This is a genomic window from Variovorax sp. HJSM1_2 (assembly GCF_049316285.1).
GTDB lineage: Bacteria > Pseudomonadota > Gammaproteobacteria > Burkholderiales > Burkholderiaceae_C > Rhodoferax_B.
The window spans coordinates 68,898-94,549 of record NZ_JBMOXA010000003.1 but is presented as its reverse complement, the minus strand read 5'-3'; the positions used below and the strand labels follow the sequence as shown (position 1 = coordinate 94,549).

Below are 25,652 nucleotides of genomic sequence, written 5' to 3'. Positions count from 1 at the left end.
CAAATCAGCTCAACACCGTTCAAACCGAGAAGATCTTGTTGAGCTGCTCGGTCCAGCGCGCGCGGTTGGCGTTGATATGCGTCCAGTCGGGCACAAACAGGCCGCGCTTGTCCATCTCTTCTACCGGGTAGGCCAGGTACTTGCTTGTCTCGGCCGAGAACTCTATGCCCGACACCGGTGGCGAGGTGAACGCAAATTCAGACAAGCCTTTTTGCACACCGGGCTCCAGCATGCGGTTCATGAAGGCCACGGCCAGGTCTTGGTTCGGCCCGTTCTTCACCAGCACCTGGCAGTTCACACCAGCAAAGCTGCCTTCTTTGGGGAAGCTCATGGTGACGGGCACGCCCTTGGCCGTAGCGGGGTAGATGTATTTCGACAAGTCCATGAAGCCGATGTCGGCCTGGCCCTGTGCAATCTCGTTGGCGGCTTGCGGGCCGTTGTCAAAGATGTTCTGGATGTTGGGCTTTAGCGCGGCCACCTTGTCGAACGCGTTGTCGATTTCGTACTGCGCCTGGGCAAAAGGTTTTCCGGTCTTCACGGCGGCCGCCACGATCAGGAAGAACACCGATGGTGTGTTCTTGGGCGTGACCAGTTTGATCTTGCCGGCGTACTTCGGGTCCCACAGTTCGGCATAGCTGGTGGGCGCTTTCACGCTGGTGTTGTGGAACAGGCTGGCGATGGAAATGCCAAGCGCGCTGCCGTAGCCGTCGTACGCAAAACGCGGGTACAGCCTGGCCAACGCCGGCATATTGGCCTTGGGCAACTGGGCAATCAGATCTTCGGTGCGGCACATCGGAATGGCCACGTCGTCGATGAACATCACCGAGAACTTGGGGTTGGCCTTGGTGGCGCGCATCTTCTGCACGTTGGCCAGGGTGAAGCCCTCTTCAGCCACCACCTTGCAGCCGAAGTCAGATTCAAACTTGGGAATGATGTTGCGGCGCACGAACTCACCCTGCGCCCCTCCCCAGATGCCCACCTGAATTTGCTTGCCTTGGGCCCAGGCGTTGCGCATCAAGCCCAGCGGCGCAGCCACGGTGGCGGCGGTGCCGAGCGCGAGTTTGCCGAAGCTGCGGCGGGAAGTGGTGGGGAGTTGAGTCATGGCAAGTCCTTTGGATGAAAGATGGAGAGACTGACGGGACGGGTTTAAAACTTAGGTTGCTAGACGGGCGATGCTGACGCCCAACACTTTTTCGATCAGCAGTACCAGCAGCAGCGCAAAGAAAATCATCAGCGACGAGATGGCGGCAATCGACGGGTCGAACGACAACTGAATCTGGCTGTCTAGATACAACGGGATTGGGAAGTGGTCGCCATCGGCCAGCCACATCGAGATGGGGTAATCGTCAAACGACACGATGAAAGCGAACACCGCACCGGCCAAAACACCCGGACGCACCTGCGGCCAAATCACCTTGCGCGCCACCGTCATGGGCGCAGCGCCCAGCACTGCAGCGGCGTCTTCCAGGCTGCGGTTCACCAACATCAAGCTGGCCGTCACTGCGCGGATCACGTAGGGCAAACAAATGATCATGTGGCCCACGACCAACTGCAAAAACGTGGCGTGCGAGCCGAGCATAGAAAAGACCTGCAGCAGCGCCACGCCCGTCACCAGCAACGGCACCACCACCGGCGACAGTACCAGGCCCAGAATGAAGCCACGCCCTGGCACGCGGTAGCGCACCAGCCCCGCAGCGGCGGGCACGCCAATCAGCACCGAGAGAAAAGTGACGATGGCCGCGAGCTGCAACGAAAACGAAAAGCTGGCCTGCGCATCGGGGTTATGCAGCACCTTGCCAAACCATTGCAGCGTAAACCCGCGCGGCGGAAACACGATGTTCGGTGTGTCGGATATCGCCATCATCATGGGTACCACCAAGGGCGCCACGACCACCAGCAAAATGGCGCCAATCAGCACCTTGAACCCAAAACTTGTGGACTCGTTCATGCAGCACCTGCCGTCCAGCGGGCAAAGCGCCGGTTCAAAAGTTGAAGGAAAACCAGGTTGATGGCCAGCACCATCACGATCAACAGCCCCGAAAGCGCCGAGCCAAAAGGCCAGTCACTGAGAGACACCACCTGTTGCTCGATCAGCGTGCCCAGCAGCGGCGAGAAGTTGCCACCCAGGATTTGCGGCATCACGTAGGCAGCAGCGCTAAGCGAGAACACCAGCGACACCCCTACCGACAAGCCCGGCAAGCTCAGCGGCAGCACCACCTTGAAGAACGTGGCCACACGTGAGGCGCCGGCAATACGCGCGGCCTCTTCCAAGGAGCGGTCGATGCGCCCTATGGCTGTCGCCAAAGGCATGACCATGAATGGCAGATAGACGTGCACGCAGGCGATCAACACCGCCCATTCGGTGTAGAGCAGCTGCGGTGGGTTATCTGAAATACCCAGCGCCTTGATGACGTAGTTGAGCGCGCCGTTGCGACTCAAAATGGCCGACCAGCCGTAGGCCCGGACCACCACGTTGACCAGCAGCGGCGCCACGATGGTGATGGTGACCAGGCGCGCCATGCTGGGGCCACCGCGTGCAATCGCCAACGCCAGCGGGTAAGCAAACAACACCGAGAAGAAACACGCCGCTGCCGCGATGCGCAGCGTGCGCAGCAGGATGCGCAGGTACAAATCGCCGGTAAACAGGCGGATGTAATTGTTCAAGGTCCAACCCGGCACGGCCACGCCATCGACGTTGTGCGATGTCACGCTGAGCAGCAGCATTTGCAGCACCGGCCAGACGAACCAGACCAATAGAAACACCACCGCCGGTGCCAACAACAGCAGACCCGGCAGGGATTGTTTTTTGTCCGACGAAAGAAAGGCCATGGAAGTACCGCGTTTCAACTAAGGCTCCACAAGAACTGGACAACTCTTGCGACCACTGCCGCAAAACGCCCGACTTGTTAAGCACACGCATCTTCCATGCCAAGAAGTTTAAAGATTACACGCAATAATTTTTAAGATTGCATGCGATTTTTAAAACGATTGTGGTGCATTTTTCGAAAACCATTGCAATCTAATGGTGCACGGCCAGTCCTTTGCAGTGCACGGCTTCGCGCCAGGACAGGCCTAGCCCCCTGAACCACAAAACGCCATTTTCTGGGTATGGCTTGGAACTTGCTCAGGCCTATTCATACACCATATGCCGACATATAGTATGCAATCCAAAGACACACAAGAACGCCTGTCACCGCGTCTCACCTACACACTGTTGGCTCTCGCTCCACTCCACGCATACACGGCTTGACCATGCCCACTGATATAAGCCCATCCTCCACAAGCTTGCGCCGCAAACCTGCTGCGGCCAAAGCGCTTTCCAGCAACACCAAGGCCGCCAAAGGCGCTTCCAGCGCTTCGGCGCTGAGCACCGACCAGATTTACCAGCGCATCCTCACCGCGGTGTTGGAGCACCGCCTGGTGCCCGGCACCCAATTGGTGGAAGACAAGCTCGCCACCATCTTTGAAGTAAGCCGCACCAAGGTGCGTGAGGCGACCGGTCGCCTGGTGCACGACCGCATCGCCATCAACATTCCCAACCGGGGCGCCTTTGTGGCCAGCCCCACACCACAGGAAGCGCGTGACGTGTTCACCGCACGCCGCCTGATCGAGCCCAGCCTGGTTCGCACGGCGACCGAAGTCGCCACACCTAAGCAGATTGCCACCTTGCGCGCCCATGTGGCGCGCGAGAACAAGGCGCGCGCGGCAGGCGATGCCACGGCCTTGATCGTGCTGACGGGCGAGTTCCACTTGATGCTTGCCGAGATTGCGGGCAACGGCTTTCTGGCGCGTACGCTGCGCGAGCTGGAGTCGCTCACCTGCCTGTGCATCATCTTGTACGACGCGCCTGGCAGCCCGAGCTGCGCGCCAGACGAACACGAGCAACTACTCGCGGCGGTGGAAGCACGCGATGCGGACCGCGCCGCCGCCTTGATGCTGCACCACTTGGCACACATCGAAGCCGGATTGAACCTCACGCCTCGCGTGGAAGCAGAGAACTCGCTTGAAGACGCCTTCCGCTAAGCCCTGCCCGCACGCCACGCCACCTCATACCATGCCGCTCACCGCCTTTCCTCTGCGCCGACAGGCGCCGCTACCCGCAAACCCCCATCACCGCTAGTCCCCCCCTTCTATTGGCCCGATCGTGAGGGTCTGGCGGTCTTTGTGGCTTTGAAGCTGTAGCAATATGCATTTGGCGAGGGTTTGGTCGAAGACCTGGTACCGGGCATTCCCGCGCCAGATGTACTCAACCACAATTGGCGCGAATACGGCAACCGCGTGGGCGCCTTAGCGCTTGCTGGACTTGTTCAAATGACAAAATCTGCCGGTGTCTCTGCTCATCAACTCCGCGCTGTATGCCGAGCCTGCGCGTAGCGGTCCGCTGGTGATGGGCATTGCTCTGCGCTCGATGGTTGCGGGCCAGCCAACCGCATCCGCCATCTGTGCCGCGCACCGGCGCACATTGCGGGGCAACGTTAAACGTGCTGGCTCACGAACGCTTGTGCCATTGCCAAGGTGGCCGCTCCGGGCTTGGCAACCGAGGCGGCGTAAAGCCAGGACTTGAGTGCTGCCCGGTGGACGGCAGCACCGCGCCTGGCTGGAAACCGGGCGCATCGTACCTGACCCAAGGATCACGTCCACGCAGCGGCTGCGAGCTCTGGCGGCGCACTCGGGTAAATGTTTCCAGGCGTCCAGATGGGCTTGCGTGTCGAAGGACTAGACCGGGTGGTAGCGGCCATCGTTCAGCCCATGGTCTTCGTACGGCTGCACCAATTGCGCCCCAGACAACCGGAAAAGCGCGCGGCAGCTCCCATGGTTTGCGCGGTCATGCGCTCAAATTCGACCGCGTACCCGGCTTTGACGCTGCGGCTGATCAACACCGTGACGCCTGCTCTGCCAATTTGCGATTTGCGATTTGCGATTTGCGCATAGTGAAGCGGCTCAAGGTCAAGCAGCCTCTAGGGCGTGTGATGCTCGCGCCGGCCGCGCGGTTTCGCCAGACCGCGGTTGCAGCACCACGGTACGCGTGGGGTAAGCGAACTCCACACCCATGTCGGCCAATGCCTCCATCAACGCCAGGTTGACGGCCTGCTGCGTGTCCATGTAGACCCCGTAGTCGGCGGTTTGCATCACATAGACCACCACGTAGTTCAGCGCACTTTCGCCAAAGCTGGTGAAGTGCGCACGGTCAAACTTCACCTGGGGCTGGGCCTGCAGAATGCGTTGCACCACCTTGGGAATTTCGGCGGCTTGGTGCGTGGTGGTGTTGTAGGTCACGCCAAAACTGAACTCTATGCGCCGCGTGCTCATGCGTTTGTAGTTCTTCAGTGAGTCTTTCAACAAGCCGGTATTGGACACCACGATCTGCTCGCCGCTGGCGCTGCGCAAACGAGTGGTCTTCAATCCCACATGCTCCACGGTGCCAGCCACACTGCCGGTGGCCACGGCGTCACCGACCTCGAACGGCTTGTCCAGGGCAATCGACACCGAGGCGAACAGGTCGCCCAGGATGTTCTGGGCCGCCAACGCCACAGCAATGCCGCCAATACCCAAACTCGCCACAAAAGCGGTGATGTTGAAGCCCAGGTTGGACATCACGGCCAACGCCACCACGGCCCACATCGCGGTTTGCAAAGCCCAACCTATGAGTGTGGCCGACACCGTGGCGGGCGCGGGCTCGCTGGCCGACGGCAATCTATGCAGGCCGGCCTGCTTCAGCATGTAGAACTGCACCCACAACTGAATCATGCGGGCGCCCCATAACGCCAGCTGCAAGGCCACCGTGACAAACCACAACTGCGACACACGCCCCTCCCAGCGCTCGGGCAACACCAGCAGATGCAGGCCTATCAACACCGCCCCCGCCACCAGAAGCCAGTGGCGTGTGGCGTCCAGCGTTTGCGCCAATATGGGCCGAATCGCCGAACCCGCATGGCGTGCGGCGGCATAGGAGGTTTGATCGGCCTCAGAGACATCAACAGATACCGGCGAGAGGGCATCCACCGAGCTTGTGCCGCCCGACCTGAGAGCCAAGCGCTCGCGCACCAGCCGCAGTGCAAAGGTCATCAGCCCATAGGCCAGCAAGGCACTGGCCAGCGCCACGCCCCATTGCTGCAGGCTATTGTTCAAAAACGTGGTGTCACGCAAAAAGTTGAGTAGGTTTTCAATCAGCATGCATTCTTATAACGCGCACGCCGCAGCCGCCCTATCGGCTCAAAAGGCACATGCCCGTCAGACAGGGACTACACACCCATCCAAAGGTTGGGGCAGCGCTCAGGCACTGGGGGCTGTTTGCTCGGCCGCCTTGTCGACGGCGTAACGCAGTTCCACCATGCTGGTGCCGATCTGGCGCACCGCCTGCAGCTTCAACACCGGGCTGAACACACGGCGTGGGAACAGTGGTTTGCCTTGACCCAGGGTGACCGAGCCCACCTGGAAGATAAATTCATCCAGCAAACCCGCGTCATAGAACTGGCCCGCGAGGTCGCCGCCACCCACAATCCAGATGTTCTTGTCGCCTGCTGCGGCGCGCATGTCCGCGTGGATGGGCCTCACGTCACCTTGGGCGAAGCGGATGTCGGCTCCCTCCACCAGCGGCAGTGTGCGGCTGGTGAAAACCCACACCGGCTGGCTGTAAGGCCAAGCTGAGCCCACCTCTGCGGCCACCGTGTCCGCATGGCGCAGCATCCACTCATAGGTCGAGGAACCCATGACCAGCGCCCCAACCTCGGAGATAAACGCGGGGTAGCTGGAGTTGTTCAGATCGCCCAGAGGGAAAAGCCACTCAATCGAGTCGTCTTCCGTGGCGATGAAACCATCCAGGCTTGTGGCGCTGAAGTACTGTGTTTTCATGGTGCGATTTTAGGAAACTTGGCGCAGCATCATGTGCAAGCCCAGCATCCCCAGGCCGATGAAAAAGCACAGGCGAAAACGCGCTGGTGATAAACGGCTGCGCAGCATTTGCCCCAGCAGCATACCCAGGGCTGCGGGCAGCAGCATCAGCAGCGAAACCATAACCTCGGCAGAGCTGAAGCCCGCGTGTGATGACAGGCCTGCGGCCAGCGCCACGGTGGACACGCTGAACGACAAACCCATGGCCTGCATCAAGCTCTCACGTGGCAGACCCAGCGCTTGCAGGTAGGGCACGGCCGGCAGCACAAACACGCCGGTGACGGCCGTGACCAGGCCGGTGAGCGCGCCCACGCAGGGCCCCAGCCACTTTTCCACACGCGGTGCCACCCGCAGCTGCGCCCCCGCCAGGCCCCAGGCGGCATACACCAGCAGCGCCGCGCCCAGCGCAACCGAAGCCCATGCGCCCGCTGGTGCGCCCCAGCACCAGCCTCCGACCAGGGTGCCCAGCACCACGCCTATCTGCATAGGCGCCAGACGCCACAACAATGGCCGCAGCGTGGCCCACCGGCCCAACTGCCACAGGTTGGTGATCAGCGACGGCGCAACCAGCAGTGCCGCCGCCTGAGCGGGCGGCATGGCCAAGGCCAGCAAGCCCATGGCCACCGTGGGCAAGCCCAGGCCCACAACACCTTTGACCAGGCCCGCCAGCACAAAGACAGCGGCGGCCAGCAGCAGAAACTGAGATGGGAATGGAGATGAAAACATGGATGGCGTGGGAGTTGAAAACACCTTGAGCGGTGTTCCGGCTGATGCAAGCCGCCATCCTAGGGAGCGCCACGCCGCATGGAAATGCGGCATTCGCGAAGCCAGGCTCAGGCCAGGCCTGAGCCTTGCGCAAGCCTCAGCCCGCGCGCAAGCCCGCCGCCACCACACCCGCGATGCAGATGGCCTCGTCTTCATCCCCCGTGCCGCCGCTGGCGCCCACCGCGCCCAGCGTGCGGCCATCGGCATCCTGGATCAACACAGCGCCGGTTTGTGGCAGGAACTTGCCCTCGGCGGTGGCGGCCAGCGACAGAAAGAAGTTGGGGTTGTCCTTGGCGCGCTGGCCCAAGACGCGGCTAGAAGCGCCCATGCCCACCGCCCCCCAGGCCTTGCCGCGCGCCACATCGAAGCGGAACATGCTGGCGCCGTCTTCTCGCGCAAAGGCTTTGAGATGGCCGGCCTCGTCGAGCACGGCCACCGCCATCGGTTTGTAGCCCGAGGTTTTGGACTGTGCCAGCGCGGCGCTGAGTATGGTTTGGGCTTGCGCCAGGGTCAGAGTGGTCATGAATGTGATCCAGAAGTGAAGGTAAAAATACGGTGGCGGCTAGGTTGGCAATTGTGATTGCGACAGGCCCTCAAAGCCAAATTTGTTCATGCTGCCAAAGTTGGGCCCGGCCGGGTGCGGCGTGAAACGTGTGCGGCAGTCCAGCACCGCGGGCAGGCCGGACGCCAGTGCGCGCGCCATCGCGGGCGCAACCTCTTCGGCTTGTGTCACGGTCTCGCCAAAACAACCAAAGCCACGCGCTATGGCGGCGTAGTCGCTGTCCGCCAAGCCGGTGGCGAACTCAAAGCCGAGCTGCGACTTTTGCCCCGCGCGGATGATGCCCCAGGCCGCGTTGTTGTGGATCAGCGTGACCACCGGCAGGCCATAACGCCGCGCCGTGTCCAGCTCGTTGAGCGTGAAGCCGAACGAGCCGTCACCGGTGATGTTGAACACCGGCCGCCCGGGGTGTTGCGCCTGCAGCGCCAGCGCGTAGGGCAAGCCGAAACCCAGGTGGCTCATGCCGGGTTCGTGGAAACGGGTACGCACGTTTTGCACGGGCGTGGCGTCGTTGCTCCAGAAGCTGGTGTGGCCACCGTCATACACCGCCAACGCGTCGCCTGGCATGGCGTCGGCAATGGCACGCGCCAACACGGCCGGGTGCATCACCGGATCACCATCCTGGCCCAACGCGGCCAGGCGGGCTTCGTAGTCCAGCCGCACGGCACGTGCGCTGGGCAGCCAGTAGGGGTCAACGGCCAAGGACGCGCCACCGGACAAAGCGGCCAGCAAATCCTGCACCGCCAAGCCCGCATCGGCTTGTATGGCCACGCTGTGTAGCGCCGGGTGGCCCAGCGCGCCGGGGTCGATGTTGATGTTGATGTGCTGGTGCTGCGGCCTGGTGAACGGGCCATGCACGTCCCACATCCACGACGAATAACGGCAACCTATGCTCAGCACCACATCGGCCCTGGCAAAGGCTTGGCGCACGGCGTCGCCGGCGATCAAGCCGCCCTGCCCAACGGCGTGGGGGCTGTCGCTGGGCACCACACCCAGGGCCATTTGTGTGGGCACCACGGGCGCGCGCAGCAACGCGGCCAGCGCGCGCACGGCCTGCGCCGCGCCACTGGTGACCACACCGCCACCGGCCACGATCAGCGGCCGGCGTGCCTGGCGCAGCAGGGTGACAGCGTCTTGAACCAGCGCATCGGCCGGGCGCGGGCCGGTGCTGGCACGGTAACGCGCGGGCGGCACGTGGAACTCGTCTTCGGCAAAAAGACACCTGGCCGACAACACATCTTGCGGAATATCCAGATGCACCGGCCCCGGCCGGCCCGACAAGGCTTCGCGGAACGCACGCCGCGCCAGCTCCGGGATGCGGCGCGGGTCGTGCACCACGGCGTTCCATTTGGTGATGGGCGCGAGCACGGCGCGTGTATCCAGGTCCATGAACATGCCGCTGTGCGGGTAGGCCGCAGCGCGGTGCTGGTTGGTGGTGATGGCCAGCAAGGGCAAGTTGTTGTTGAAGGCAACCCCCACACCCGAGGCCAGGTTCAAACCACCTGGCCCCATCTCACCCAGCGCCACGGCCATGCGGCCCGAGCCCGCGTGCACGGCGGCGGCCATCATCGGTCCGGCAGCTTCATGGCGCACGCCCATGAAGCGGATGTTTTGCTGCTGCGATAGCGCATGCATCAACGGCGCCAGCTTGCCCCCCACAATGCCAAACGCAAACGGCACTCCCTCGCCTGCCAGCACCTTCACCAGCGCCTCGGCGCCCGTCATCTCCCCAGTCCGTTCCTGCACGAAATCAATCCTCCGCAGTGAAACCAGTGGCGCGCACCAGCGGCGCCCAGCGGTCAAAATCGGCCTTCACCACGCGCGCAAACTCTTCCGGTGTCTGGTGCAAAGGCTGCAAGCCAAAACCGGCCAGCGCGGCCACGTAATCCGGCACCTGCAGCGCCTCGCGCACCTGGGTGTTGAGTTGACGTACGGTATCGGCCGGCGTGCGTGCGGGCACAAACCAGCCCAGCCACTCCTGGATGGCGATGTCTTTGAATCCCTGCTCGGCCAGCGTGGGCACATCCGGCAAAAACGGTGAGCGTTGTGCACTGGTGACGCCCAGCGAGCGCAGCTTGCCGGCCTTGATGTAGGACATCACTTCACCGATCACGTTGAAGCTCACTGGCACCTGGCCGCCCAGCACATCGTTGAGCAGTGGCGCACCGCCACGGTAGGCCACACTGGTCATGTCTATGCCCGCCGCCTTCTGCAGCAACATGCCGGCAAAGTGCAAGGCCGAACCGGCGGCCGGAATGCCGTAGTTCGCCTGCTTGGGGTTGGCGCGTGCCCACTTGATGTAGTCGGCCACGGTTTTCACCTCGGCCGGAACACCCGGGCCCGCGGTGAAGGAGAACGCGTAGCTCACGGCAGAGCTCACCGGCACAAAATCGACCAGCGGGTCGTAGTTGAGCTTTTTGTAGATATGCGGGTACAGCACCATGGGTGAACTCGGAATTTGCAGGATGGTCAGCCCATCGGGTGCGGCACGTTTCACGTATTCGACAGCGATGCGGCCACCCGCACCGGTGCGGTTGTCGGCCAGCACGGCATTGGCATAACGGCCGCGCAGTTTTTCGGCAATCGGCCGCGCCACGTTGTCGCCCATGCCACCGGCCGGAAAGCCGGACACGATGGTGGCATTGCCATTGAGCAACGCGGGCTGGGCCCGCGCCAAGCCGGACAAAGTCAAACCACCCGCAGCGGACAGGCACACCCCGCCGCGCAGTACTTCACGCCGATTCCACATCTCTTGTCTCCTGGTTGTTTTAAACAATCTGGGGCTGATGGTAGGCGCGCTGATGGCAAACCACCATGGACGAAAGAAACCGCGGCATGTAGATTTCCGGCATAGGTTTAATCTTTACTTTCTACCCATTCGAATCCATGCCCACTGCCCCCCTGCTCGTGGTTCCGTTCTCCGAGGTCCAGCATTACCAGCCCGACGATTGCCTGCACTACGAGTCGATTGGTGTGCGTGGCCAGGCACACCACTGGACAATTCCGGCCCACCGCCATGAAGGGCTGCATCAATTCCAGTTGCTCACCCAGGGTGCCGTGCAAGGCACGCTAGACGGTGTGCCGCACGCGCTGCAGGCGCCTGTGGCGCTGATGGTGGCGCCGGGCACGGTGCACGGCTTTGTGTATGCGCCGCACAGCGTGGGCTGCCAGGTCACGGTGCCCAGCAGTGCACTGCGTCCGCTGGCGCAACATGCGCCCGCCATGGCGCAGCGCTTGCAGCAAACCCTGGTCTTGGGTGGCACACCGCTGCCGCAGGATTTGTCGGCCGGTGAAAGCCTGTTCGCGCTGCTGGGCCAGGAGTTCCAGCAAACCAGCGTGGGCCGCGCCGAGGCGCTGCACTCCTGGGTGCAGCTGCTGGCGCTGTGGTTTTTGCGCCAGCACACCGCCGCCCACGAAACCAGCCCGCGCCAAACCCCGCGCGACGCCTTGCTGCAACGTTATCTGGCGCTGGTGGAGCAACATTTCCGCAGCGCCCAGGCTTTGGGCTTTTACGCCGAGGCGCTGAACGTGACGGCCGACCACCTGAGCCGCGTCTGCCGCAATCTCGCCGGCCAAAGTGCGCTGGAGCTGCTGCACCAGCGCCAGGTGCTGGAAGCGCGACGCCTGCTGGCCTATACCCAAGCGCCGGTCAACACCATTGCCGAGCAACTGGGCTTTCAGGACACGGCGTACTTCAGCCGTTTTTTCAAAGCCGCACAGGGTTGCGCACCATCGGCCTACCGGCGCGGGGTGGTCGAGGGGCTGATGGCCGTGCCCGGTGGGCCATCACAGGCCATGGGGCAGCCAGCGCAAGCAACACCAGGGCGGCTCCATGCATCTTGACCTGACCGACCTGCGCCTGTTTGTCAACGTAATGCAAGCCGGCACACTCACGGCCGGCGCCGCAGCCAGCCACATGACCCTGGCCTCGGCCAGCGAACGTATACGCGGCATGGAGGATTCACTGGGCACACCCTTGCTGGTGCGCGCGTCGCGCGGGGTGTCGGCCACACCCGCAGGCCACACCCTGTTGCAACACGCGCGGCGCATATTGCAGCAGTTGGCGCAGCTGCAGGGCGACATGGGCGACTACGGCCGGGGCCTCAAGGGGCACATCCAATTGCTGTGCAACACCTCGGCGTTGAGTGAACATCTGCCCCAGGTGCTGGGGCCATTTCTTACGCAACACCCTGGCATCGCCATCGACCTGGAAGAGCGCGCCAGCGCCGACATCGTGGATGCCGTACGGCGCGAGGTCTGCGACATCGGCATCGTCTCCGACACCGTGGACCTGAGCGGGCTGGAAACCCGCGTCTTCCGCCCCGACCCGCTGGTGCTGGTGGTGCCACAAGCCCACGCGCTGGCGCAGCATGCGCGCCTGGGTTTGGCCGATGTGGCGGACCAGGCCTTTGTCGGCCTGTCGGCCGGCAGCGCTTTCCATGAACACCTGGCGCAACAAGCGCGCCGCATCGGCAAACGGCTGCACTACCGCATACGCCTGGGCGGCTTTGAGTCGGTATGCCAGATGGTCGGCCAGGGCATTGGGGTCGGCATCGTGCCGCTGGCGGTGGCACAACGCTGCGGCCGCCGCGCCAAACTCAAACGCATCACCTTGACCGACAGTTGGGCCAAGCGCCACTTGGTGCTGTGTGTGCGGCAACTCGACGCCCTGCCCGCCCACGTGCAGCAATTGGTGCAGTGTGTGCTGGCCCAGCGGCCGCAATAGCGGCACGGCTTGCGCTGCGGCTCATTCCGGCGCTGATGCTGCCAGGGCTTGTTGCGCAAGCACCTTGGCGGCCGCCAAAGCGGCCTCTTCCGTGGCATAGGGGCCGCCGGCTGGCTGCACCAGGTCCTCCACGTCGACCATTTCCAGGTCTATGGTGTCAATGTCGAAATGCTGCGTCTGGCGCAGCGTCACGGTGATGTCGGCGCCACTGTCCAGCGCGATGCTGCGAGAAAAAAACCGACCCGGGGTGGTGATGTTGGTGGAAGTGGCCATCTTAGGCTCCATTTTTTGAGTGCCGAGTATCTCCCAGGTGAACAACACTCTCTAAGACCATAGCAGCCGGCGCCCCACAGCGTAGGTAAAGCTCGCATTTTGCTGGAACCATACAGAGCAAAGGGTTGTCAGAAAGACTGCTTTGAAGCCATTCAACGTGAACATATCATTTACTGGCTTCGCTGTTCGCCTGCTCGCAAAACCGGAGACACCTATGTCCATCGAGATGCTTCAAGAGCTTACGAAAGAGCCATTGCCACGCGCCTTCATCGCGCCCGAAGAAATCGATCAGATCACGTTGTGCAAAGCCATGGGCTATGTAGACGCGCAACTTCCCTCGAAAATCCGCGACGGCGGCCCGGCGCGGGTGCTGCGCATACGGCCTGCGGGCTACCAGGCGCTGGCCTTGTTCTACCGCGAAAGCCAGCGCGCGGATCTCTGAATCCTCTCGACCTCGTGACCAGGTTTGCCACGCCCCGCGCGCAGAGCGTGGTGCGCGCTTGAGCGACCGGTCCTAGGCGCTATCACCTACAGGCGCTCCACCTCTGCGCTGATCGTCCTGCGCCGCCAGAAGACGGATAAACAAACTTCAGACTGGCCGGCACGGTGTCGACTGGCTGTACCTGAAGGAGATGCAAGATGATTGGCAACCCCGTTATTTCGTCCGACAAGGTGGAAGGAACCACCGTCTACAACACCAATGGCGACAAGCTCGGCTCCATTGATGACCTGATGATAGACAAGCGCTCGGGCCTGGTGCGTTACGCCGCACTCGAGTTTGGCGGTTTTCTCGGCATGGGTACCGACCGCTACCCTATCCCCTGGAGCATACTGAAATACGACACCACGCTAGACGGCTATGTCGTGCCCATGGACAAGTCGCAACTCGAAAACGCGCCGCACTATGAGCCCACGGCCACCCCGGACTACACCGACGAATACGGCCGCAAGATTTACGACCACTACGGCGTGAACTGGATGTAGCCAAACCGCCAGGCGCCGGGGCTCATGCAGGCCCGCCGGCGGCATTATTCGGCAGGGATATCCGGCTCCACCAGCAAAGCCAGCTGGGCCAGAGATTCCTGCCAACCCAGATAACACATCTCCACTGGAATGACGGCAGGAATACCCTCCTGAACCGCCATCAGCTCGGTGCCACACAGCACGGCTTTCAGGGTCACGGTGGTGATCATCTGGCCAGGTAGCTTGGGATCGTCAAAACGGTCTGTATAGCGAATCTTCTGGTTGGGCAACAACTCCAGGTATTCACCACCGAATGAATGCGCCAGCCCTTTGGAAAAATTGCTGAACGACATCTTGAACGTACCGCCGACTTTGGCGTCCATGTGGTGCACTTTGCAGGTAAAGCCGTAGGGCGGCAGCCATTTGGCCAAGCCGTCGGCATCAAGAAACGCCTTGTAGACACGTTCTGGCGGGGCCTTCAAAACACGGTGTAATTGAACAGTGCCGGTGGTCATGTGATATTCCTTTCATGGGGATTGTTGCCGCGAGGCTGTGCCCACTACTTTCAACGCAATGCGGCATTTTTTCAAGCGGCCGAGCATCCGCGAGACACGGATTTTTTGAGTTGGAGAAGCGGCCAGGAGCTGAAGCCTTTGCGGCCACGGAGACCGCGCTCGACAGTTGGTCGCAGTCCCCGAGCTGGCGTCATCCAGCCAAGGGCGCTGCTGATGGCGTTACGATCAAAGGCTCAAGTTTTGCAACGGCCAAACATGCAACTCTCCGTACTCACTTACAACACCTTGTTTGGTGGCCGGGATGGCACAGCCAGCACACGCGCCACCGCGCAGATGCAAATCATCCTAGGTGTGCGCCCGGACGTGCTTCTGCTGCAGGAAGCCACGGGATTCGACGGCCATGGGGGCGCGTGGCTGCATGAGCTGGAGGCGGCGATTGGCATGCGTGGCTTCCTGGCCCCGGCGGCAAGAACCGGGTTTCATGTCGCCGTATTTTTGCGGGCGCCCCTGCGCCCCATCGCCTTCCATCCCGACCCGGCGAACTTTCACCATGCGCTGGCGACGCTGCGGGTTGCGGTCCCAGGCCTGAAGCAGCCCATGGACTTCAGCAGTGTGCACCTATGCCCCTTCGGGCCGGAGGTGCGCCGACGCGAGGCCAGTTATCTTTCGGCCATGGCAGCCCCGCAAGCGCTGAGCTTGCTCGCGGGGGACTTCAACTCCTGCTCACCCCACGACCCTGAGCCCGCAGACTGGCCGACTTTGCCAGCCCACTACCAGTCGCGCCATCTGGTAGACGGCTGCGAAGGCGTGGACCGCAGCGTGATGGCGCGGCTTGAGCGTGCCGGCTGGGTGGACCTGGGGAACCAATTTGGCGCCAACGGCAAAGCCACCGTGCCCACACCGGCCTACCGCAACGCCGAGTTCGCCACCATGCGCTGCGACTACCTGCTGGCCTCGAAGGCGCTGGCGCCGTTTGCGGTGGCGTACGAAGTGATACAGAACACCGCGACAGAGAATGCATCCGACCATTACCCGGTCTTGGCGCGCTTCGCCTTGCCTGCAACGGCCTGAGCCTCTCCCGCAATGCGCTGCGGGCATTAATGCAACACGGCCTCCAGCGCAGCCGCCAGGCTGAGCAACACCGCGTCGCCCCCACGCCTACCCACCACCATCAGCCCCACAGGCAATGCGCCAGGCGCCACTGGCAATGGCAGCGACACGGCCGGCAAGTCATAGAAGTTGAAGACCGATGGGTTGCGCAGCACCAGGTTGTTGGCCTGGCCAAACGCCGCTTCGTCAGCCAGCGCAGCCATGGATGGTGCGGTGATCGGCACGGTAGGCAGCAGCAACACATCCAGGCCGGCCAGTTGCGCGTCCAGCGCTGGCAGCAGTGCCGCGCGGGCTTGTTGCACCCCCACGTAGCCCGCACCATCCAGGGTGCCGCTGCGGCGCAGGCGCGAGAGCACCATGGGGTCGTAGGCGGCCGCGTGCTCGGCCATCAGTGTGTGATGGATGTAGCTGGCCTCGGCACCTATCATGGTGCCGCGCTCTTGCAGCCGAAACGGGGCGCTGAGCCATTCGTCAAGCGCCACGTCATCCACCTGCGCGCCCGCGCGGGCAAGGGTTTGCAATGCAGCCTCGATGGCGTTGGACACCGCCACTTCCATCTGGGTGAACAGCAGCCCGCGCGGCACGCCCGCCCGCAGGCCACGCACGGCACGTGGCGCCAGCGGCGTGAAAGGCTGCGCCGCCAGCACGGCATCGGCACGCGCGCAGTCGAGCACATTGCGCGCCAGCGGGCCCAGGGTGTCGAAGGTGAACGACAAGGGAAACGCGCCGTCGCGCGGCACGCGCGCCTGCGTGGGCTTGAAGCCGGCCAAGCCGTTGAGCGCAGACGGAATGCGCACCGAGCCACCGGTGTCGGAGCCAATGGCGATTTCGGCCATGCCACGTGCCACCGACACACCCGCGCCCGAAGACGAGCCGCCCGGAATACGCGTGCCATCGACCGCATTACCCGGCGTGCCGTAATGCGGATTCAGGCCAATGCCCGAGAACGCAAACTCGGTCATATTGGTCTTGCCGATGATGACAGCGCCGCCCGCGCGCAGGCGTTGCACCACGGGCGCGTCAACCGTTGCCGGCGGCGCTTGTCGTAACAGTACCGAGCCGGCGGTGGTGGGCTCGCCGGCCACGTCGAACAGGTCTTTGATGGAGACGATGCGGCCGTCTAGCGGGCCCAGGCTGATGCCACGTGACGCGCGGGCGTCAGCCGCCACGGCGGCTTCACGCGCGGCATCGGCATAAACGCGGGTGAAGATGCGGCGGCCTTCATCACCTGCGGCTTCAATCGCGGCGAGGGCCCGGTCGAGTCGGGTCGTGGCGGAATCAGAAATCTTCATAAGCAGTGGATTTAATCGTTGAGTGGCTTGCGGCATGGAGCTTGCTTGAACCCAGGCACCGAAAAATGCCCAGGCGCAACGGACACGCGGTTACCGCCGCACGTTACCATCTGCGCCCCTTCACACCATGCCCGCTGTCATGTCGCCGCCCATTTTGCAACGCCACACCATGGTCGATGATGCACAAGGCATCTTCACCGGCACGCTGTTCGTCTCGCTTGCACTGATCCTGCTGGGCCAGGCCGGGCTGCTGACCGGGGGTACGGCGGGCGCGGCGTTTTTGCTGCATTACGCCACGGGCGTGAGCTTCGGCAAGCTGTTCTTCTTGTTGAACCTGCCGTTTTACTGGTTCTCGTGGAAGTACATGGGCCGAGAGTTCACCATCAAGACCTTTCTGGCGATTGCACTGCTGTCGGCGTTGACCGAGTGGACACCCCAGGTCTTCAAAGTGGCCGCCATGCACCCGGCTTACGCCGCTGTACTGGGTGGTTTGCTGCTCGGCTCGGGTTGCCTGTTCCTGGCGCGCCACCGCGCCAGCCTGGGCGGCGCCACCATCGTCACGCTGTACCTGCAGCAGTACAAAGGCTTTCGCGCGGGCCAGGTGCAGCTGGTGATCGACTGCACGGTGGTGGTGTTGGCGCTGTTCGTCATTCCTGCGGAGCGTGTGGCCTACTCGGTGCTGGCGGCGGTGCTGATGGGCGTGTTTTTGTGGATCAACCACAAGCCGGGGCGCTACGCCGTGACCTGAGGTGGAGAACAAAAGCCAGGCTTTCAGGCCTAGCCCCAAGCCGTAGTCTGCGTGATTAAAGTCGTCCGCCACATCTCATGGAAGCTGGTGCCGTCACTGACTTGTCACCGCGCACTGCGGGCCGCCCGTCTACCCAAAGCAAGCAAGGTGTGGCGGTGCAAAGGCTTGACGGCATGGTGGCCAGCAGTACCCAAAGTTCGCATGGCTGCCCCTTTATGCAGTCCATACTTTGCGTTTGCAAAGGCGCTAAATCAATCGCGCCCAGTCCTTGTTAATCGCGCACGGGTGTTTTCACCTCGACTAGAGAAATGGCCCGCCCCTCGAACGCCTGGGAACATTTGTCGACCGGCAGCGGGTGTTGCGTACGTCCGGCCACATCTAGGCTGAAATCTGAGTTCACTGTGCTGAGCAGTGCCTTGGATGGAAGCAAACGGCTGTGTCATCCCTCAGCCGCCAATAAACCTTCGCATGCTCAACCGTCGTTCCGCCCCGTGCCATTTCGGGGCGATGGCGTCTTTTCTGGGCCAGGCCCACTAGGATTCTTATTCGGTGGGTTTGGCGTTCTGGGCATTGGCTTAGACATGGCGAACTCCTCTTATCTTGAAATTCATGCGCTTCCCCGCGTCTGGGGACGGTTCATTGTGAGAGCTGCACCAGAGCGGCGGTGTAAGCCTCAGCCGATTCCCCGGTCGGGAACACGCTTGAGGTTAGAAGCCGCCGTGGCTTACCGTACGATGCATCGTGCGATTACGAACGGCTCTTGGAGCTGACCGCCAGCGCCACAATGGCCACACCCGCGGCAACGATGAGCGCGTCCTCCATTAAGCCGCTGCGCGTCTGGCCGATTCGTTGCATGGCGTTTTTGCGAATGTCCAAGCCCACGTAGGCCAGGGGCACGGCCGTCGCAATCGCCGCTACGGCACCAGATGGCTCGCGGCCGCGCGGGGCTAAGGCCGCGCCGGCAATCCCCGCGCTCATGACGCGTGCCAAAAGCCCCAGAAAAACGGTACGGTCCGGTGCCGTCTTCATCTTGTCGCCGAACAATTCGCCGGCGCCCAAGACCAAGGCGCCCAGTCTGAACAGCGGCCGGTCGAGCAAGGCGAGCCGCCCCGGTGTACTGCGGCCTAGAAGCCTAGCCGCCGAGATGGTGGCCATGGGTGTCATGGAGCGCGCGCTGGCCACGACGCCGATCAGCGCAGACGCAAGCAAGGTGTGATGTTTCATGTTCATCCCAAGAGGCATGGAGACAAGTCATGATGCTTTGTCTTGTGCACGCGGACGAGGCCGAACAGCGTTATCGGTTGTAGGAATTCAGCGGATAGCGCCGCGCAGGCACCCGGGATGAGGATGTCAGTCTGTGATGGTCTCTACAGTGCGCTGGTCTGTCACGGGGCGGACCGCGGCCGCCAGCGGAAACTGAAGCTGCTCCTCGGCCACCAATTGCACGGCCTTGTTCAGCAATTCCAGGTCGCCCATTTTGGTGAGCACGTGGTAGGCCAAGGCCGCCAGTTCAGACATGTCAGTGATGAGCCGCGCATCTTCTGCGTCGAACTTCTTGTGACCTTGCGAAATTGCCCAAACGGTTCCCACGGCTTGTCCGTTCACATGGAATGGCACCAATAAAACCTCTTCGATGGGAGGCTGGACCTGGGCGGCAGTTTTGTAGGCCTCGCCGGGGTTGAGCATCAACATCGTTTTGTCGGTGCTGATGACCAAGCCACAAGGGCTTTCCTCGTAGGGGACCACGGCGCCAAGGTACTTTTCAAACAGACCGACGGCCGCCTGCCAAAGAAACACACGATTGCCATTTGCACGGCCAAACAAACTGACGCCAGCAGAGTCGGCGCCGGTCAGTTGCAGAACGCCCTGCGACAGCTTGGCGAGCACGGAGTCAGGCGTCTCCGCCAGCGCTTTCACCACGGTGGTCGTGGCGGCCACTTGCGCGGCATAGTCTGGCTGTCGAGCAGACCGTTCGTTAAGCCGCTGGTTGGCGATGACATTCTGAACTGCCAGGGCGACATCGGGGAATTGAACTTCGAAAGCCATGAGACACCTGTGACCGTTAATTGGGAGCCAGCCGAATCGTCTCTCGACGAAAAGAGACATCAAGGGGAGATTTTTTGCGTCTAGCGTCAAATGTAGGCGCTGAATGTACACAGCACAACAAAGTCGGCAGCCAGCGTGTCTGGCCGCCAGCCGCTGAAGAACGCGTTTCGCAGACGGCCGTCAAAGCTGCCGATGACTTCAACCGCTCATGAAAAGATAGCACCTAGCGCTTTCTGCATCAGTGCCAAAGCCATATTTCCTTTAAGAACATATTCGTCCTGAGGGGCTGAACCAAGGCCATTTGCCAACATTTCGACACCAGAGGCCGCAGTGGGCTGTCACAAACCGAGCTGCTCCTGCGTCTTATGTGGTGTGGGCGCCTGCTGCGCCTTTCACACCACCTCATCGAAAGGCTGATTTTGTTAAACCTCAAAAAACTCGGGGCACTGTTGTGCCTCTGCGGCGCTACCTTGCTTGCGCCACCACCGGCTTGGGCCGGCCCACATGACGCAGCGGTCACTGCACTCATGTCCAAAGCCCTGGCCGACATGCCCGGCAAAGAGCTGCTGGCCATCACCGTGGCCTACCCGCCGGGCGGCTTCGACCCCGTGCACCGGCACGACGCACACGCTTTTGTCTACGTGCTCGAAGGCAGCATCGTCATGCAGGTCAAGGGCGGCAAGGAAGTGACGCTCACACCCGGCCAGAGCTTTTACGAAGGCCCGGAAGACGTGCACACCGTGGGCCGCAATGCCAGCAAGACCAAACCGGCGAAGTTTCTGGTGCTGCTGCTGAAGAACAAGGACACCCCCGTTGTTTTGCCCGCGCAGTAAGACCTTCACCCCACTCAAAGGACACACCATGAAAATCGTCGTCATCGGAGGCACGGGCCTCATAGGCCGCAAGCTGGTTCAAATCCTGCGCCAGCCAGAGCGTGGTACGCACGAGGTGATTGCCGCCTCGCCGTCATCCGGCATCAACACCCTCACCGGCGCTGGCCTGGCCGAAGCGCTGGCCGGCGCGCAGGTGGTGGTGGACGTGGCCAACGCCCCGTCGTTTGAAGACCGCGCCGTACTGGAGTTTTTTGAGACCTCGGGGCGCAACCTGCTGGCCGCCGAAGCCCAGGCGGGGGTGCAGCACCACGTGGCGCTGTCGGTGGTGGGTACGGACCAGTTGGCCGCCAGCGGCTACTTTCGCGCCAAGATTGCGCAAGAGCGGCTGATCCGCGCCTCCAAGCGGCCCTACACCATCGTGCAGGCCACGCAGTTCTTTGAGTTTCTAGGCGGCATCGTGCAGTCGGCCGGCGACGCACAAGCCGTGCGCCTGCCCTCGGCCTATGTGCAGCCCATCAGTTCCGACGATGTGGCCGCGGCCATGGCCGACTTTGCGTTGGCGGCGCCACTCAACGGTGTGGCCGAGATTGCCGGGCCCGAGAAGATACGCATGCCGGCCCTGGTCGAAAAGTACCTCGCCGCAATGGGCGACAAACGACAGGTGATAGCCGCCCCTGAGGCCTTGTACTTTGGCGCTGCCTTGCTGGACGGCACACTGGTGCCTGCGCACCCCAACCCACGTCTGGGCAGGGTGAATTTCGACAGCTGGATGACGCAGCAGTTGGCCGGCCAGGCGGCTTCAGGCCAGAGCTAAGACAGACAACACCCTGGCCTCCACACCTTACACCTCACTCCAGCTTGATTTCGCGCAGGATGTAGGGCGTGAACTTGAACACCACCTTGCCGTTGCTGCCGGCCTTGATCTGCCCGTCCAGGCCTATGCTGCTTTCAATGGTGAACAAGGACAGCAGGCCGGCGACGGCAGCCGCCTGCGGCGCCTTGATCTTGCCGAACAGTGCGGTCGCCAATTCGGACAGCTTGGCCGAATTGAACTGCACCTTGTTGGCATTGGTCAGCGTGAAGTCCGAGCCCTGCGTGAACTCCATCTCAGCCGAGGCGATAGGCGACGGCACGATCACCGCTTTGATGACCAGCGGCACATGGGTGGTCTTGCTGTCTACCGTCACGGTGGCGGCCTCGATTTCGGTGCCCAGGCGCATCTGGCTGGCCAGATCTCTTTGGAACATGTCCATCGCCCATTCGACAATGGGCTGGCCGTTGATGCCCAGGCTGTCGCTTTGCGGCTCGCGCATCAGCGCCAGATCGGCGGGGCTGGAGGCGACGTAGTCTGCGCGCACGGTGTAGACATCGGGCGGCAGACTCAGCCGCTTGGCGTTGGAGCCCTGGCGCACCAGCATCGTCAGGCCGGTGGTGGGAGACTCCTGTTGGTCGCCGGGCGGGCTGAAGGTGATGGTGTAGTTGCCGTTGAGCGCGCGCTTCACGCCGGTGACAACGTCTACCGAGGCATTCAGCGAGACCACCAGCGGTTTCACCGTGGCCGTCGCCGGTACCTTTTTCACCACCCCCGAGGTGCCTTTGACGTAGCCCGAGATCACGTCGTCTACCTTGTCCTGCGACATGCCCGAGCCGCTGAGGCTCTTGGCCAGTTCGGGCGCGAGCTGGAAGCGGTCGCTGTCGTCGGTGAGGCGGTAGTTGCGGTATTTCTCGGCCAGGAAGGATTCGCCGCCACTGGTGTCGCTGACCTGGCTGCCGAAGGGGTTGGACCATTCGCCGGCGCTGCTGCCGCTGTCGGCACTCACCATCGGTGGCGCGCTCAGCCCGCCACTCGATCCGCTGCCACCACTGCCGCCACCAATGGCCGAACCGATGTTGCTGCCGCTGAGCTTGGGCGGCTGGGCGCTTTCGATCAGCTTGCCCATGATCTCGGCCACCTGTTCGCGTGTCGACTGGTCGCGGAAGATGTCGGGCTTGGCCAGCAGCTCCAGCGCCTGGGCGATGGCCTCGCCAGCGGCTGGCAGTGCGGGTGTGTCTTGCACACTCAAAGAGGTGTCGCCCATGCTGTCGGGCGTGACCGTGGCCTGGCTGCCGCGCGGGCCTGCGGTCAGCGCCTCGATGTTGGGCAGCAGCGAGACCGGCAACTCCTCAAAATTCCACAGCCGGGTGATGTCGCGTTTCTCAGCCGCGTTGCAATGACCCAGATGTGCTTCAGCAAAGATGCCGCGCGTGGGCAAGGTGACCACGGTTTCCGTGGCTTTCAGGTCCAGCTTCAACTCCGGCAACCTGGCCGCCACGTCGGCGGGCACCTCGCCCGAATAACGAAACGCCAGGTGGTTGCCCGACAAGGCCAGCGGCACTTCGCCCAGCCCGGCCAGCAGCGGCCCCAACATGGGCGCCAGGCGCAGGCGGCGTTCGCGCGCATCCATGTTGAGCCATACCTGGGCGCTGTAGTAGTGTTGGTTGGTGTTCAGGTGGTGCATCAGCAGGCGCACCCACTGGTGGCTGTCTATGCCCGGGCTGGCACTTGTTGCGGGCGTGGCCGGGGCGGGTGAGGCCGCCGGGGTGGGCGCAGGGGCCGGCTCGGGTGCGGGGTTGAGCTTGTCGGTGTTGACCAGCGCCACGCCTTGGTTCTGCGTGGGCACGGGCAGGCCGACGCGTGGCGGCGGCTGGTAGCGAAACAGCTCGCCAGTGCTGTTGGTGAACTGGAAATAACCAAACAGAAAAGCACCGCTTTGCAGCATAGGGCGGATCGATACCTCCTGCAGGTTCCAGCCATCGGCCACGTCCACCACCAGGTTGCTGTTCGGCGTCCACTCCACCGCAAACGACTGCACCTTGCGCAGGTCTATGGCGGGAATGTTGCCGGTGCAGGTGGCGAAGCAAAAGCCGCGCTGCGGGCTGTCGTAGCTCACCGTCCAGAGCTTGTTGTTGGCGCCGAGTATGCTGCCGCCGGCAAAGTCGAAGATGTGCGCAAAGTTGGCCACCACCGGGAACAGGAATTCGTCCAGCCGCACCAGTTCGATGTTGCTGCCGTCGCTCATGCGGGCGATCACGCGCAGGTGGCCAGCGGTATCGGCCGGGCCCGCATATTTCTGGCCGTTCCAGCGCCAGCCGGTTTTCAGCGTCACCTCGAACTGCGAGGCCATCACCGGCTGCGGCGGGCCCGCCGGTGCTGGTGGCGGCGCGGAGGTGGTGGGTGGCGCGCTCACCGGGGGCGCGGCGTCGCCAATGCCGGCGTTGATGCGCTCCAGCGCCTCAAAACCCTGGGCATATTTGCGGTTCAGCAGCGTAGGCTCCAGCTGGCTGCGAAAACGCGCCGCCAGATCCTGCGTGAAGTAAATCGTCTCCACCGGGATCAACACCGCCATGTCGGCCCGCTGAAACCGCGTGCGCACCGCCAGGTGGCGCAGCACCTCGTAATAAAGCACGGTGAGCGAATGCCCACGGTTCATGTTGGCGATGATGCGTGTGGCCAGGTAGTTGCTCTCGGCCTGCGTGGCCTGCACCACCACCGAACTGCTTTGGCTGCGCACCAGGTTGCTGCGCTGCACGGTTTGCAGGTGCACATTGTTCTGCGCCTGGGCCGACACATCGCGATTGCCGCGGGTGCTGGACATGCCAAAGCCCACCGAATGCCGGCCAGCCGCCGAAATGCCGAACTGCGGCAGTTGAAAGTCCATCGCCCCGGCCAAGCCGGCCATGAAGCTTTCACCCGACTGCTGCTCCGACACATTGCCGTTGACGATGTCGTCGATGTCGCGGTCGACCACCTGTTCGTGCAGCAGTTGCTCGCTGGAGGCATTGGCGCCTAGCCGTGCGGCCGCGTCGCTGCGCTTCCAGTCGATCACGGCAATCTTCACCGCCTCGCCCGGGGCCAGCGGCAGGCTGTACTTCACCTCACCCAAGGAATGGCCGAGCGCGTTCCACGATTGGTCGAACTCCAGAATGCGGCCCCAGCGGATGTCGCGGTATTCGACCAGCGGATCGCGCACCGATGGGATGCGGCTGCCCGCCGCCTTCACCTCGCCGTTGCTCGCGACCGGCACGGCCTTGCCTTCGTCGTGCACCACCACGTGGTAGATCGGGTATTGGCGCAGCGCCAGCGTGGCCGGGGTCAGGTGTTCGCAGCCATCGGCGCCCACCTTCACGTCGCGCCGCGACACAAAAGAGTCCGGCGAAAACGCATAGTCGGTGGCGTCTGGTTCACTCACATGGCCTGCGGGCCCAAGCAAGGTGCCCAGCCCGGCGAAAAGTGTGAAGGCGTCGGTGCGCTCCGCCAGCGCGTCTTCGAGCATGGTCATCAGCGCCTGTCGGGCATCTGCGGCACCGGCCGCCACCAAAGCGGCCAAGGTGGCGCTGTCTACCGCACCCGCCTGCAGCAATTGCAGCAGGGAGCCGTCCAGCAACGACACACTGCCCGTGCCGCCCACCACGCGCAGCCGCAGGTCACCCTTGCCGCCCAGCACCACACTGATCACCACCAGGCTCACCAGGTTGCGGCTGCCTTTGGGCAGGCGGCCCAGGTCGATGACGCCGTAGCCGCAGCGGTCGCTGCGGGACTTGCCCAGCACCAGTTGCAGGTCGCGGCTGGGGCTGCCGCCGCCCTCTTCCTCGCCGGTCTCCAGCAGCTTGGCCAGATCTAGCGGGCTTGTCTCGGCCGGTTTGCTGCTGCTTTTGCTTTCATGGACCTTGGCGTTCACCGCAGCGCTCTTGGCCGCGGTCTTGGCCTTGGCCTTGGGCGCGTTTGGCCCGACTTCGGGATGGTCGGGCTTGACCCCCTTTTCCGGCGCCTTGAACTCCAGCACCGCTTCCACACTGCAACCCACCAGGGGTTTGCCGCTGCCATCGAGCACAAAATGACGTAAACGCATTTGGCCTCCCATTTGTGGAGTGGCGCACACACGACGATAGGA

At 62.9% G+C, this 25,652-nt stretch carries 24 protein-coding genes; 9 read left to right on the top strand and 15 right to left on the bottom strand.

What is annotated here, in order from left to right; all coding sequences use genetic code 11:
- Positions 1-19: 19 nt before the first annotated feature.
- The 3 genes from ACFQ95_RS04605 to ACFQ95_RS04595 are packed head-to-tail and all read right to left on the bottom strand — an operon-like array spanning position 20 to position 2,847.
- On the bottom strand, positions 20-1,102 hold the full coding sequence (locus tag ACFQ95_RS04605) for an ABC transporter substrate-binding protein (RefSeq protein WP_422829642.1): 1,083 nt from the start codon (positions 1,100-1,102) through the stop codon (positions 20-22).
- A gap of 51 nt (positions 1,103-1,153) precedes the next feature.
- Positions 1,154-1,948: an ABC transporter permease gene (locus ACFQ95_RS04600; RefSeq protein ID WP_422829641.1), complete on the bottom strand. Its 795-nt coding sequence runs from the start codon at positions 1,946-1,948 to the stop codon at positions 1,154-1,156.
- A complete protein-coding gene (locus ACFQ95_RS04595; RefSeq protein WP_422829640.1) occupies positions 1,945-2,847 on the bottom strand; it encodes an ABC transporter permease in 903 nt (300 codons plus the stop codon). The genes ACFQ95_RS04600 and ACFQ95_RS04595 overlap by 4 nt, the downstream gene beginning before the upstream one ends.
- 405 nt (positions 2,848-3,252) lie before the next feature.
- Here ACFQ95_RS04595 and ACFQ95_RS04590 point away from each other — a divergent pair, with 405 nt between their 5' ends.
- Entirely contained in the window at positions 3,253-4,023 is a 771-nt protein-coding gene (locus ACFQ95_RS04590) for a GntR family transcriptional regulator (protein ID WP_422829639.1), read from the top strand.
- A gap of 924 nt (positions 4,024-4,947) precedes the next feature.
- Here ACFQ95_RS04590 and ACFQ95_RS04585 read toward each other — a convergent pair.
- The 6 genes from ACFQ95_RS04585 to ACFQ95_RS04560 form a co-directional block, all read right to left on the bottom strand.
- Positions 4,948-6,174 carry a mechanosensitive ion channel family protein gene (locus ACFQ95_RS04585; RefSeq protein WP_422829638.1) on the bottom strand — a complete coding sequence of 409 codons (1,227 nt, stop codon included), beginning with the start codon at positions 6,172-6,174 and terminating at the stop codon, positions 4,948-4,950.
- 99 nt (positions 6,175-6,273) lie between these two features.
- On the bottom strand, positions 6,274-6,852 hold the full coding sequence (locus ACFQ95_RS04580; RefSeq protein WP_422829637.1) for a dihydrofolate reductase family protein: 579 nt from the start codon (positions 6,850-6,852) through the stop codon (positions 6,274-6,276).
- Between the two features lie 9 nt (positions 6,853-6,861).
- Positions 6,862-7,617 (bottom strand): sulfite exporter TauE/SafE family protein, encoded by a 756-nt coding sequence (locus ACFQ95_RS04575; protein ID WP_422829636.1) that lies wholly within the window; start codon positions 7,615-7,617, stop codon positions 6,862-6,864.
- A 136-nt stretch (positions 7,618-7,753) separates the two neighbouring features.
- On the bottom strand, positions 7,754-8,179 hold the full coding sequence (locus tag ACFQ95_RS04570; RefSeq protein ID WP_422829635.1) for a GlcG/HbpS family heme-binding protein: 426 nt from the start codon (positions 8,177-8,179) through the stop codon (positions 7,754-7,756).
- 39 nt (positions 8,180-8,218) lie between these two features.
- Positions 8,219-9,961 (bottom strand): thiamine pyrophosphate-binding protein, encoded by a 1,743-nt coding sequence (locus tag ACFQ95_RS04565; RefSeq protein ID WP_422829634.1) that lies wholly within the window; start codon positions 9,959-9,961, stop codon positions 8,219-8,221.
- Positions 9,962-9,965: 4 nt separating this feature from the next.
- Positions 9,966-10,964, bottom strand: a complete 999-nt coding sequence (locus ACFQ95_RS04560; RefSeq protein ID WP_422829633.1) for a Bug family tripartite tricarboxylate transporter substrate binding protein — start codon at positions 10,962-10,964, stop codon at positions 9,966-9,968.
- Between the two features lie 137 nt (positions 10,965-11,101).
- On the opposite strand from ACFQ95_RS04560, the gene ACFQ95_RS04555 reads away from it, so the two are divergent.
- Together ACFQ95_RS04555 and ACFQ95_RS04550 are read left to right on the top strand one after the other, a co-directional pair.
- Positions 11,102-12,058 (top strand): helix-turn-helix domain-containing protein, encoded by a 957-nt coding sequence (locus ACFQ95_RS04555; RefSeq protein ID WP_422829632.1) that lies wholly within the window; start codon positions 11,102-11,104, stop codon positions 12,056-12,058.
- Positions 12,048-12,941, top strand: a complete 894-nt coding sequence (locus ACFQ95_RS04550) for a LysR substrate-binding domain-containing protein (RefSeq protein ID WP_422829631.1) — start codon at positions 12,048-12,050, stop codon at positions 12,939-12,941. The genes ACFQ95_RS04555 and ACFQ95_RS04550 overlap by 11 nt, the downstream gene beginning before the upstream one ends.
- Before the next feature lie 21 nt (positions 12,942-12,962).
- On the opposite strand, the gene ACFQ95_RS04545 is transcribed toward ACFQ95_RS04550, so the two are convergent.
- Positions 12,963-13,214, bottom strand: a complete 252-nt coding sequence (locus ACFQ95_RS04545; RefSeq protein ID WP_422829630.1) for a hypothetical protein — start codon at positions 13,212-13,214, stop codon at positions 12,963-12,965.
- A 214-nt stretch (positions 13,215-13,428) separates the two neighbouring features.
- Here ACFQ95_RS04545 and ACFQ95_RS04540 point away from each other — a divergent pair, with 214 nt between their 5' ends.
- On the top strand, positions 13,429-13,656 hold the full coding sequence (locus ACFQ95_RS04540; RefSeq protein ID WP_422829629.1) for a hypothetical protein: 228 nt from the start codon (positions 13,429-13,431) through the stop codon (positions 13,654-13,656).
- Positions 13,657-13,853: 197 nt separating this feature from the next.
- Complete coding sequence (locus ACFQ95_RS04535; RefSeq protein ID WP_422829628.1) at positions 13,854-14,198, top strand: PRC-barrel domain-containing protein; 345 nt, start codon at positions 13,854-13,856, stop codon at positions 14,196-14,198.
- Between the two features lie 44 nt (positions 14,199-14,242).
- Here the strand turns inward: ACFQ95_RS04535 and ACFQ95_RS04530 are convergent, their stop codons facing one another.
- On the bottom strand, positions 14,243-14,692 hold the full coding sequence (locus tag ACFQ95_RS04530) for an SRPBCC family protein (protein ID WP_422829627.1): 450 nt from the start codon (positions 14,690-14,692) through the stop codon (positions 14,243-14,245).
- A 255-nt stretch (positions 14,693-14,947) separates the two neighbouring features.
- On the opposite strand from ACFQ95_RS04530, the gene ACFQ95_RS04525 reads away from it, so the two are divergent.
- Positions 14,948-15,763: an endonuclease/exonuclease/phosphatase family protein gene (locus ACFQ95_RS04525; RefSeq protein ID WP_422829626.1), complete on the top strand. Its 816-nt coding sequence runs from the start codon at positions 14,948-14,950 to the stop codon at positions 15,761-15,763.
- Between the two features lie 26 nt (positions 15,764-15,789).
- On the opposite strand, the gene ACFQ95_RS04520 is transcribed toward ACFQ95_RS04525, so the two are convergent.
- Positions 15,790-17,130, bottom strand: coding sequence for an amidase (locus ACFQ95_RS04520; protein WP_422829625.1), 1,341 nt, complete (start codon positions 17,128-17,130; stop codon positions 15,790-15,792).
- Positions 17,131-17,233: 103 nt separating this feature from the next.
- Between ACFQ95_RS04520 and ACFQ95_RS04515 the strand changes: the two genes are divergently transcribed.
- Entirely contained in the window at positions 17,234-17,842 is a 609-nt protein-coding gene (locus tag ACFQ95_RS04515; RefSeq protein WP_422829624.1) for a YitT family protein, read from the top strand.
- A gap of 747 nt (positions 17,843-18,589) precedes the next feature.
- Here ACFQ95_RS04515 and ACFQ95_RS04510 read toward each other — a convergent pair.
- The gene (locus ACFQ95_RS04510; RefSeq protein ID WP_422829623.1) at positions 18,590-19,066 is read right to left on the bottom strand and encodes a hypothetical protein; all 477 of its coding nucleotides are present in this window, start codon (positions 19,064-19,066) and stop codon (positions 18,590-18,592) included.
- Positions 19,067-19,192: 126 nt separating this feature from the next.
- Positions 19,193-19,888 (bottom strand): GAF domain-containing protein, encoded by a 696-nt coding sequence (locus ACFQ95_RS04505; RefSeq protein WP_422829622.1) that lies wholly within the window; start codon positions 19,886-19,888, stop codon positions 19,193-19,195.
- A gap of 416 nt (positions 19,889-20,304) precedes the next feature.
- Here ACFQ95_RS04505 and ACFQ95_RS04500 point away from each other — a divergent pair, with 416 nt between their 5' ends.
- Both ACFQ95_RS04500 and ACFQ95_RS04495 read left to right on the top strand, forming a co-directional pair.
- A complete protein-coding gene (locus ACFQ95_RS04500; RefSeq protein WP_422829837.1) occupies positions 20,305-20,721 on the top strand; it encodes a cupin domain-containing protein in 417 nt (138 codons plus the stop codon).
- Positions 20,722-20,749: 28 nt separating this feature from the next.
- A complete protein-coding gene (locus ACFQ95_RS04495; RefSeq protein ID WP_422829621.1) occupies positions 20,750-21,535 on the top strand; it encodes an SDR family oxidoreductase in 786 nt (261 codons plus the stop codon).
- A 34-nt stretch (positions 21,536-21,569) separates the two neighbouring features.
- Here ACFQ95_RS04495 and ACFQ95_RS04490 read toward each other — a convergent pair whose 3' ends face one another.
- Positions 21,570-25,610 carry a hypothetical protein gene (locus ACFQ95_RS04490; RefSeq protein ID WP_422829620.1) on the bottom strand — a complete coding sequence of 1,347 codons (4,041 nt, stop codon included), beginning with the start codon at positions 25,608-25,610 and terminating at the stop codon, positions 21,570-21,572.
- Between the last annotated feature and the right edge of the window lie 42 nt (positions 25,611-25,652).

Coding starts and splice junctions, on each gene's coding strand:
- ACFQ95_RS04520 (WP_422829625.1), bottom strand. CDS start 17,130: ATGCCGCAAGCCACTCAACGATTAAATCCACTGCTTATGAAGATTTCT.
- ACFQ95_RS04505 (WP_422829622.1), bottom strand. CDS start 19,888: ATGGCTTTCGAAGTTCAATTCCCCGATGTCGCCCTGGCAGTTCAGAAT.
- ACFQ95_RS04560 (WP_422829633.1), bottom strand. CDS start 10,964: ATGTGGAATCGGCGTGAAGTACTGCGCGGCGGGGTGTGCCTGTCCGCT.
- ACFQ95_RS04570 (WP_422829635.1), bottom strand. CDS start 8,179: ATGACCACTCTGACCCTGGCGCAAGCCCAAACCATACTCAGCGCCGCG.
- ACFQ95_RS04600 (WP_422829641.1), bottom strand. CDS start 1,948: ATGAACGAGTCCACAAGTTTTGGGTTCAAGGTGCTGATTGGCGCCATT.
- ACFQ95_RS04590 (WP_422829639.1), top strand. CDS start 3,253: ATGCCCACTGATATAAGCCCATCCTCCACAAGCTTGCGCCGCAAACCT.
- ACFQ95_RS04585 (WP_422829638.1), bottom strand. CDS start 6,174: ATGCTGATTGAAAACCTACTCAACTTTTTGCGTGACACCACGTTTTTG.
- ACFQ95_RS04545 (WP_422829630.1), bottom strand. CDS start 13,214: ATGGCCACTTCCACCAACATCACCACCCCGGGTCGGTTTTTTTCTCGC.
- ACFQ95_RS04530 (WP_422829627.1), bottom strand. CDS start 14,692: ATGACCACCGGCACTGTTCAATTACACCGTGTTTTGAAGGCCCCGCCA.
- ACFQ95_RS04540 (WP_422829629.1), top strand. CDS start 13,429: ATGTCCATCGAGATGCTTCAAGAGCTTACGAAAGAGCCATTGCCACGC.
- ACFQ95_RS04525 (WP_422829626.1), top strand. CDS start 14,948: ATGCAACTCTCCGTACTCACTTACAACACCTTGTTTGGTGGCCGGGAT.
- ACFQ95_RS04555 (WP_422829632.1), top strand. CDS start 11,102: ATGCCCACTGCCCCCCTGCTCGTGGTTCCGTTCTCCGAGGTCCAGCAT.
- ACFQ95_RS04490 (WP_422829620.1), bottom strand. CDS start 25,610: ATGCGTTTACGTCATTTTGTGCTCGATGGCAGCGGCAAACCCCTGGTG.
- ACFQ95_RS04580 (WP_422829637.1), bottom strand. CDS start 6,852: ATGAAAACACAGTACTTCAGCGCCACAAGCCTGGATGGTTTCATCGCC.
- ACFQ95_RS04550 (WP_422829631.1), top strand. CDS start 12,048: ATGCATCTTGACCTGACCGACCTGCGCCTGTTTGTCAACGTAATGCAA.
- ACFQ95_RS04575 (WP_422829636.1), bottom strand. CDS start 7,617: ATGTTTTCATCTCCATTCCCATCTCAGTTTCTGCTGCTGGCCGCCGCT.
- ACFQ95_RS04495 (WP_422829621.1), top strand. CDS start 20,750: ATGAAAATCGTCGTCATCGGAGGCACGGGCCTCATAGGCCGCAAGCTG.
- ACFQ95_RS04515 (WP_422829624.1), top strand. CDS start 17,234: ATGTCGCCGCCCATTTTGCAACGCCACACCATGGTCGATGATGCACAA.
- ACFQ95_RS04535 (WP_422829628.1), top strand. CDS start 13,854: ATGATTGGCAACCCCGTTATTTCGTCCGACAAGGTGGAAGGAACCACC.
- ACFQ95_RS04510 (WP_422829623.1), bottom strand. CDS start 19,066: ATGAAACATCACACCTTGCTTGCGTCTGCGCTGATCGGCGTCGTGGCC.
- ACFQ95_RS04605 (WP_422829642.1), bottom strand. CDS start 1,102: ATGACTCAACTCCCCACCACTTCCCGCCGCAGCTTCGGCAAACTCGCG.